An 8,297-nucleotide genomic window follows, 5' to 3' on the forward strand; every position below is an offset into this window, starting at 1 on the left:
AGTGGTTGGGTTTAACGCGTAAGAGTCCACCCGCGTGCGCGCCACAGCGCTGGCAACTGCGCTAACTCCGTGAATGTCGTCACTCTCGGGTGGTCGATAGGCTTGTTATGCGGATCGGCGCAGAAGTAAAACACTTCCATTCCCGCCGCAATGCCTGACTGGGCACCGGCGGTGGAGTCATCCACCAGAATGCAGTTTACCGGATCAACCTTCAGGGCCTCAGCCGCATGGTACATTAACGCCGGATCGGGCTTCCAGCGTTGGATGTCATAACCACTGAACAGTTTGTCAGGAAAGTGATGTAGCAAACCTAATTTGCCCAGCGAGTGTTGCATTTTGCTGACCGGTCCGTTAGAAACCACGCACATGGGTACGCTTACCGCATCCAGCAGCGCCCCGGCACCAGCAATGACGTCCAGTTCTGTATCAAACAGCCGTGCCACTTCCGCGCGGTAGAGGGGCTCCAGCGCTTCTTTCGCCAGCGTTACCCCATGCTCTTGTGCAATCACATCAATAATTTCGTACAGCTTCATGCCCTTAAAGCGTTTAAAGACGGTATCCAGATCCAGGGTGATGCCAAATTCCTTAAACATATGCACGTAAGCGCGGGAACAAATTACCTCACTGTCGACCAGGGTGCCGTCACAGTCGAAAAATACTGCTTCAATTTGGGACATGCCGTTTCCTGTTTTGTGTTTAGTTTAACGTTTACTTAACGCAGATGGCGGGACGCAATCGTTGCCGTATAAGTAAATTCAATGAAAAAAAGTGTGTGATAACCGTCAACATTGTCTCATTTTGGTATAGGATAGCGACGAATTTTCCCTCCTATTCCGGAAATTGATAATGAGCCAACAACACACTACCCAGCCGTCGGGCCAGGGGATGCTTGAGCGCGTCTTTAAATTGCGCGAGCATGGCACATCGGCACGCACCGAAGTGATCGCCGGTTTTACGACGTTTTTGACAATGGTGTATATCGTTTTTGTTAACCCCCAAATTTTGGGCGTCGCCGGAATGGATACCAGCGCAGTATTTGTGACCACCTGTCTGATTGCTGCCTTCGGCAGTATTCTGATGGGGCTTGTGGCCAACTTACCCGTCGCACTGGCTCCGGCCATGGGACTGAATGCGTTCTTCGCCTTTGTCGTGGTTGGCGCAATGGGCCTGCCATGGCAAATCGGAATGGGCGCTATTTTCTGGGGTGCTGTTGGCCTGCTGCTGCTGACCGTATTCCGTGTGCGTTACTGGATGATTGCCAACATTCCGGTCAGCCTGCGTGTTGGGATCACCAGTGGTATCGGTTTGTTTATCGGTATGATGGGGCTGAAAAACGCCGGTGTTATCGTGCCGAATAAAGAGACGCTGGTGAGCATTGGTAACCTGACGTCCCACAGCGTTCTGCTCGGTGTTCTCGGTTTCTTCATTATCGCTATTCTTGCCTCCCGCAGCATTCACGCAGCCGTACTGGTGTCGATCGTGGTGACCACGTTGTTGGGCTGGATGCTGGGTGATGTGCAGTATCACGGCATCGTTTCTGCGCCGCCGAGCGTGGCGACGGTCGTGGGTAATGTCGATCTTGCCGGTTCCTTTAATATCGGCCTCGCTGGCGTTATTTTCTCCTTCATGCTGGTCAACCTGTTTGACTCTTCTGGTACGTTGATTGGCGTAACGGATAAAGCCGGGCTGGTGGATGAGAACGGTAAATTCCCGCGCATGAAGCAAGCGCTGTTTGTTGACAGTATCTCGTCGGTTGCCGGTTCTTTTATCGGCACCTCTTCGGTAACGGCCTATATTGAGTCATCCTCCGGCGTGTCGGTGGGTGGGCGTACTGGCCTGACGGCTGTCGTCGTGGGGCTGCTGTTCCTGCTGGTCATTTTCCTGTCACCGCTGGCGGGCATGGTGCCTGGCTATGCCGCTGCGGGCGCGTTGATCTACGTTGGCGTACTGATGACGTCCAGCCTGGCGCGTGTGAAGTGGGAAGACCTGACTGAAGCGGTACCGGCGTTTATCACAGCGGTGATGATGCCATTTAGCTTCTCTATTACCGAAGGTATCGCGCTTGGCTTTATCTCTTACTGCGTGATGAAGATCGGTACCGGACGTTTTCGCGATCTCAGCCCGTGCGTGATTGTGGTTGCGTTACTGTTCCTGCTGAAAATCATCTTTATTGACGCGCATTGATGCGTCATTCCCCTCTCCCGGCCGGGAGAGGGGAAACCCATTACCGTTTAACGCGCTGGATATAGTCGGCAAAGGCCGTTAACTGGCCTGTCAGATGGTCAAGCGTGCTTTGATCGATCACTTCCCCCATCTGTTGATCCACTTTGTTCTGGATCACGCCGCCCATGAATTCCGGTTTGTTCATTACCATTGCATCAAGGAAAACGAGGATCTGACGCAGGTGATACTGGCAGCGCGCGCCGCCAATCGCACCCATTGAGCTGGTCTGAATCAATACCGGTTTCCCGGCCAGCGGCTGTTCCGGCAGGCGCGACAGCCAGTCAATTGCGTTCTTCAGCCCGCCCGGTACGGAGTAGTTATATTCCGGCGTGACAATAACCACGCCATCGGCCGCATGAATTTGCGCGGCAATGGCCTGAACACTGTCTGGAAACCCTTCTTCCTGTTGAATGTCCGCGTCGTATAGCGGAATACCCCCGATAGACGGCAGAGGCGTGACGTCCATACCTGCAGGGGCGAGTTTCGGCAGCGTGCGGGCAACCATAGCGTTAAATGAGCCTTTACGCAGGCTCCCGAGTAGTGTCACAACTTTGAGTTCAGCAGACATTGATGACTCCTTGCTCACGGATCAGTGAGGGATCAGGGATTTTTCGGCAGGTAAGCTGGTAAATCGCATCAAGCGGGAGGCTGGATCATTGGCGCGTGTTTGCACATCGGTGAGGTAACGCCACCCTTTTTGACTGTCAAATTCCCAGATTTTCAGACTTTCGATCGCAGGTGCAACGGCGACCGACCAGATTAAAACATCTTCAGCATCACACATGACTTCAACTTGCGCCAGTTCAGCCACGCGCAGTCGCCCGGAGCCCGGCAACAATTGCAGCAGACCCGGATCATCCTGCATTTGGTGGATAAGTTTCATCACGCTCTGGCGCAACGTCAGTAGTTGAATTTGTGCCTCGTTGGGATCGTTTTGGTTATTGATCCACAGTTGCTCGTTACCGGTGAAGGTATATTGCTTTTGCCCATGAGGACTGTGAAAGCCGCGGGTGGCACGCTGAAGCTCCATATCCAGACCGCATTCGCCTTCGGTGGTAAGTGCGACCCCTACCATGTTTCCGGCATAGGCCAGCGAAAAGTGCGGCAGGCTGCTATCGGCAAACACGGGCTTGCCACCCGGCAGGATGACGATCTCCGGCAGCTCGCCGATGCCGTAAAGCATAAACATCATTTCGGCGAGCAACGCACGTGAAGCCAGGTAACGCGAGCGGCGATGCTCAGGAAGCTGACGGGCGCTGTCATGGCAGGAGAGCGGCAATCGTGTGGAAACGAGGTGCCCCTCTGAAAGAATCCCTCTTGCAAAATGCGTAGCCATTTTTCGCTCCGTGATAATGGTCTGAGTTAGTCGAATCGGTGACCAATATTATCGCCGATAGTAAATAGGTTTTAATGCGGAAATTCGCATCTGAAAAGTCCTAACGGGTGATATTTACACTTTCTTTAGATAATCCTAAATCTGACCACCACACCACACTCATTCATCGTTCCACAAGGGTTTGAGGGCAAAACTGGCAGGGTGATAAGGTTAATCGTGTGTGTGCTGTATAATATACCCGAGCCGGAGGGGTCGCTCATCTGAAGCCAGGGCGGGCAGCCGAAAACCGGTCCTGCCCGCTGTTTTACCCGGTTTATTTGCCAATACAGAAGCTGGAGAAAATACGTCCCAGTAAATCATCGGAAGTGAACTCGCCGGTGATTTCGCTTAAGTTTTGCTGAGCCAGGCGCAGTTCCTCGGCCAGTAACTCTCCCGCCCAGGCTCCTAGCAGTTGTGCTTTACCCTGCTGCAGATGCTCTGCTGCTGCTTCCAGCGCTTGCAAATGGCGACGACGTGCGAGGAAGCCGCCTTCCATGCTGGTATCAAAACCCATGCTCTGTTTAAGGTGCTGGCGCAGGATCTCAACGCCCTCGCCGGTGCGCGCAGAAAGACGAACAAGTGAGTGACTACCCACCTCGCTGATACCCAGCGTCTCGCCTGTCACATCCGCTTTGTTGCGCACAACCGTGATCGGCAACCTGGCGGGCAATCGGGCAATAAAGTCCGGCCAGATTTCTGCGGGATCTATGGCGTCAGTCGTGGTGCCATCGACCATAAACAGCACGCGATCCGCTTGCTCAATTTCCTGCCACGCACGCTCAATACCGATGCGCTCAACCTCATCGCTGGCCTCGCGCAGACCTGCTGTATCGATAATATGCAACGGCATACCATCAATATGAATGTGTTCGCGTAGCACGTCGCGGGTGGTGCCGGCAATGTCGGTAACGATGGCGGCTTCACGACCTGCCAGTGCATTCAGCAGGCTGGATTTACCAGCGTTTGGTCGACCTGCGATCACCACCTTCATTCCTTCTCGCAGCAGGCTCCCCTGGCGCGCTTCGGCACGTACTGCGTCGAGATCGGCAATCACACCATTCAATTGCGCTTCGATTTTGCCATCAGAAAGAAAGTCGATTTCTTCGTCCGGGAAATCAATGGCCGCTTCGACATAGATGCGCAAGTGAGTAAGTGCTTCCACAAGGTGATTGACCCGGGCGGAAAATGCCCCTTGCAGCGAGTTCAGCGCTGAGCGGGCGGCCTGCTCTGAACTGGCATCAATCAAATCGGCAATGGCTTCTGCCTGCGCCAGGTCAAGCTTATCGTTGAGAAATGCGCGCTCAGAAAACTCCCCTGGTCTGGCGATGCGCAGCCCTGGCAGTGTCAGGATGCGTTTTAACAGCAGATCGAGGATCACTGGGCCGCCATGCCCCTGCAGTTCCAGCACATCTTCACCGGTGAAAGAATTCGGCCCTGGGAACCACAGGGCGATGCCCTGATCCAGTGCTGTACCGTCTGCATCCTGAAACGGCAGATAGTCGGCATAACGCGGTTTTGGCAGCTTGCCCAACACTGCCTGAGCAACATCGCGCGCCTGGCGGCCGGAAATACGCAGGATGCCCACACCACCGCGACCCGGAGGGGTGGCCTGGGCGACAATCGTGTCGTTATGGCTCATGGTTTGTTTTCCAAAATCTCAAAATAAAAAAGGCGGTCAGTTGACCGCCTTGTCTGAATTTTACTCGTATCAGGAGCTTTTCTTCTCGCGGCTATGCAAACCACGTTTCTCCAGACCACGATAAATCAGTTGCTGCTGAAGAATGGTTACCAGGTTGCTGACGATATAGTACAGCACCAGACCTGACGGGAACCACAGGAAGAACACCGTGAAGATGACCGGCATAAAGGTCATGATTTTCTGCTGCATCGGGTCGGTCACGGTGGTCGGCGACATCTTCTGAATGAAGAACATCGTTACGCCCATCAGGATCGGCAGGATGTAGTACGGGTCTTGCGCAGACAGGTCATGGATCCACAGGGCGAACGGCGCATGACGCAGTTCAATGGAGCCCATCAACATGTAATACAGCGCCAGGAAGATTGGCATCTGAATGAGCAGCGGGAAGCAACCGCCCAGCGGGTTTACTTTCTCCGCTTTGTACAGCGCCATCATCTCCTGACTCATACGCTGTTTATCGTCACCCAAACGTTCACGCATAGCCTGAATTTTCGGCTGCAGCATGCGCATTTTCGCCATTGAGGTGTACTGCGCTTTAGTCAGCGGGTACATGATGCCACGGACGATAAAGGTGATAGCGATGATTGAGAAGCCCCAGTTACCCAGGAAGCTGTGGATCCATTTCAGCAGTTTGAACAGCGGCTGAGAGATAAACCACAACCAACCGTAATCCACGGTCAGATCCAGGTGCGGTGCAGCTGCAGCCATTTTGTCCTGAATTTCCGGACCCACCCACAGGGTGCTGTTCAGCAGACCTGTCTGGCCAGGCTGAACCGTTATCGGCTGAGATTTATAGCCGATAGCCGCAACGCCATTGCCCAGGTTGCTGGTGTAGAAGTTGTTTGCACCATCGTTACGCGGGATCCAGGCTGTCGCAAAATACTGTTGCAACATCGCCACCCAACCGCCATTAGAGCTGACGTTCAGGTTTTCGTTATCGGCGATGTTATCGAACTTGTATTTCTCATACTTCGCATCAGGTGTGGAGTAGGCTGCGCCGCGGAAGGTATGCAGCGCAAAGTTGCTGCTGCCTGTGTCACGGTGAGCCGGCAGATTAATGGATTGTTTCAGCTGGCCGAAGGTTGCCACTTCCAGCGGTTTTTCGCTGGTGTTCTGCACGCTATAACCAACGTTCACCGCATATTCACCGCGTTTCAGGGTGAAGGTTTTGGTGAAGGTGTTGCCTGCGGCATCAGTATAGGTCAGCGGGATTGCCAGTTCGTTCTGGCCATCCGCCAGCACAAACGCATCTTTTTCCACGTTATACAGCGGACGCGGACCATTTGCCGGGTTATCCGGGCCATTCGGACCGGTCAGGCCGCTTTGCGCCTGGTAGATAAATTCCGGGGTGGTTTCCAGCAGTTGGAACGGCTCGCTGGAGCCCAACTCTTTCGGGTAACCCGGAAGTTGCGCCTGCTCAACATCACCACCACGGGTGTTGATGGTCAGATCAAGCACATCGGTCTTAACCGTTATCAGTTTCCCCTGGCCACTGGCCGGCACGCCCTGGTTGGCTGCGCTACCCGCTGCGGTGGTCGTAGTCTGCGTGGTCTGTTGCGCCGGAGGAGGATTTTTATCCTTCTCCCACGTCTGCCAGATCATGAAAGACACGAACAACAAAGCGATGATAAAAAGATTGCGTTGCGAATCCATCGTTAGTGTTCTCTGGTTTTAGAAGGCCCTGGCGGGACGGGATCGTCTCCACCCGGGTGTAAAGGGTGGCATTTTAATACGCGTTTCACTGTCAACCAACTGCCTTTTATCACTCCAAACCTGCGCAATGCCTCAATTCCATAGTGAGAGCAAGTCGGCGTGAAACGGCAGTGCGGCCCAAGTAGCGGACTAATCAGGCGCTGATAGACCCTGATCAGGCCTATCAGGACCCTTGAGCCAGGCGACAATGGCGGCGCCATAATTTTTCCAACGCTTCCGAGAGAGCACGGTTATCGAGGTCGGCAACCCCTTTCTTCGCCACCACCACAAAATCCATTGCCGGCAATTCATGCTGGCGTAAACGGAAACTTTCACGCGTCAGACGTTTAATCCGATTGCGTTCATGGGCACGTTTGACGTTTTTTTTGGCGACGGTAAGACCGATACGGGGATGCCCCAGCGAATTCAGGCGGCCGAGGATGGTAATTTGCGGCGTGCCAGCCCGTTGTGGCTGCTGGAAGACGAAAGTGAAATGAGTGGGAGTTAACAAACGTAACTCCCTGGGAAAAGCGAGCTTAACCACTCAGGGGTTAGCTTTATTACTTGGAAACGGTCAGACGTGCGCGGCCTTTAGCGCGACGACGAGCCAGAACCTGGCGACCATTTTTAGTAGCCATACGAGCACGGAAGCCGTGAGAACGGTTGCGCTTCAGTACAGACGGTTGAAAAGTGCGTTTCATGGCGATTTCTACCTAAACTTGAATAAATTCACTGACTTTTGCGTATGCCTGAACGGATATCGAACGACTGGCGCGCAAGCCATGGGTAATTAAAGAGGCCGGATTGTAATAATTGTACACTCCGGAGTCAATTCTCTTTCCTTATAGCGCACGTATTTTCGCACATAATCGCGCGAAAAATAAGCAGCATTCGACGACAGAATAAGAGCATAACGCGCCGGGGGCAGGATTATACGGAGCTCGTTACAAAGCGCAAGGATCCTCGAGGATCTTCATTAGATCGTTTAAGCCATAAATCGGCATTACTCATTAAATTTTCCAATATGCGGCCTAAATCGTCCCGCGGCTGGCCCTGGATCGTTTACACTTACCCGGTTCCAAATCGCCCTGTGGATAAATCGTGAAGAATCTGTGAGAAACACAAGATCTCTGACGCGGTTTACGCTATGATCCGCGGTCCCGATCGCGATCCAGGATCGTGAGCAGGGCAAAAAAACCGTAAATAGCGGTTCGCACGTCACCCGGTTGGGTCTTATCGACGTGTGTCAAAAAACATTAATGTTTCTGTCTTTACTATTTATCGATTTTCGTTCGAGTGGAGTCCGCC

The 8,297-nt window shown here is 53.4% G+C and carries 9 protein-coding genes; 1 reads left to right on the plus strand and 8 read right to left on the minus strand.

What is annotated here, in order from left to right:
• Positions 1-11: 11 nt before the first annotated feature.
• A complete protein-coding gene (gene yieH, locus ACUY4S_RS23210) occupies positions 12-677 on the minus strand; it encodes a 6-phosphogluconate phosphatase (protein WP_312691777.1) in 666 nt (221 codons plus the stop codon).
• A 169-nt stretch (positions 678-846) separates the two neighbouring features.
• Between yieH and ACUY4S_RS23215 the strand changes: the two genes are divergently transcribed.
• A complete protein-coding gene (locus ACUY4S_RS23215; RefSeq protein ID WP_312691776.1) occupies positions 847-2,184 on the plus strand; it encodes an NCS2 family permease in 1,338 nt (445 codons plus the stop codon).
• Positions 2,185-2,224: 40 nt separating this feature from the next.
• Here the strand turns inward: ACUY4S_RS23215 and ACUY4S_RS23220 are convergent, their stop codons facing one another.
• From ACUY4S_RS23220 to rpmH, 7 genes are all read right to left on the minus strand, one after another.
• Positions 2,225-2,791, minus strand: coding sequence for an NADPH-dependent FMN reductase (locus ACUY4S_RS23220; protein WP_409429833.1), 567 nt, complete (start codon positions 2,789-2,791; stop codon positions 2,225-2,227).
• A 21-nt stretch (positions 2,792-2,812) separates the two neighbouring features.
• Positions 2,813-3,559 carry a 4'-phosphopantetheinyl transferase family protein gene (locus tag ACUY4S_RS23225; protein WP_312691774.1) on the minus strand — a complete coding sequence of 249 codons (747 nt, stop codon included), beginning with the start codon at positions 3,557-3,559 and terminating at the stop codon, positions 2,813-2,815.
• A gap of 313 nt (positions 3,560-3,872) precedes the next feature.
• Positions 3,873-5,237 (minus strand): tRNA uridine-5-carboxymethylaminomethyl(34) synthesis GTPase MnmE, encoded by a 1,365-nt coding sequence (mnmE, locus tag ACUY4S_RS23230; RefSeq protein ID WP_458023057.1) that lies wholly within the window; start codon positions 5,235-5,237, stop codon positions 3,873-3,875.
• Between the two features lie 69 nt (positions 5,238-5,306).
• Complete coding sequence (gene yidC / locus ACUY4S_RS23235; RefSeq protein WP_312691772.1) at positions 5,307-6,950, minus strand: membrane protein insertase YidC; 1,644 nt, start codon at positions 6,948-6,950, stop codon at positions 5,307-5,309.
• 2 nt (positions 6,951-6,952) lie between these two features.
• Complete coding sequence (yidD, locus tag ACUY4S_RS23240) at positions 6,953-7,210, minus strand: membrane protein insertion efficiency factor YidD (RefSeq protein WP_071890658.1); 258 nt, start codon at positions 7,208-7,210, stop codon at positions 6,953-6,955.
• On the minus strand, positions 7,174-7,533 hold the full coding sequence (gene rnpA, locus ACUY4S_RS23245; protein ID WP_017458071.1) for a ribonuclease P protein component: 360 nt from the start codon (positions 7,531-7,533) through the stop codon (positions 7,174-7,176). Before rnpA ends, yidD begins: the two co-directional genes overlap by 37 nt.
• Positions 7,534-7,549: 16 nt before the next feature.
• Positions 7,550-7,690 carry a 50S ribosomal protein L34 gene (gene rpmH, locus ACUY4S_RS23250; RefSeq protein WP_000831330.1) on the minus strand — a complete coding sequence of 47 codons (141 nt, stop codon included), beginning with the start codon at positions 7,688-7,690 and terminating at the stop codon, positions 7,550-7,552.
• Between the last annotated feature and the right edge of the window lie 607 nt (positions 7,691-8,297).

The organism is Kosakonia beeri (assembly GCF_054165705.1).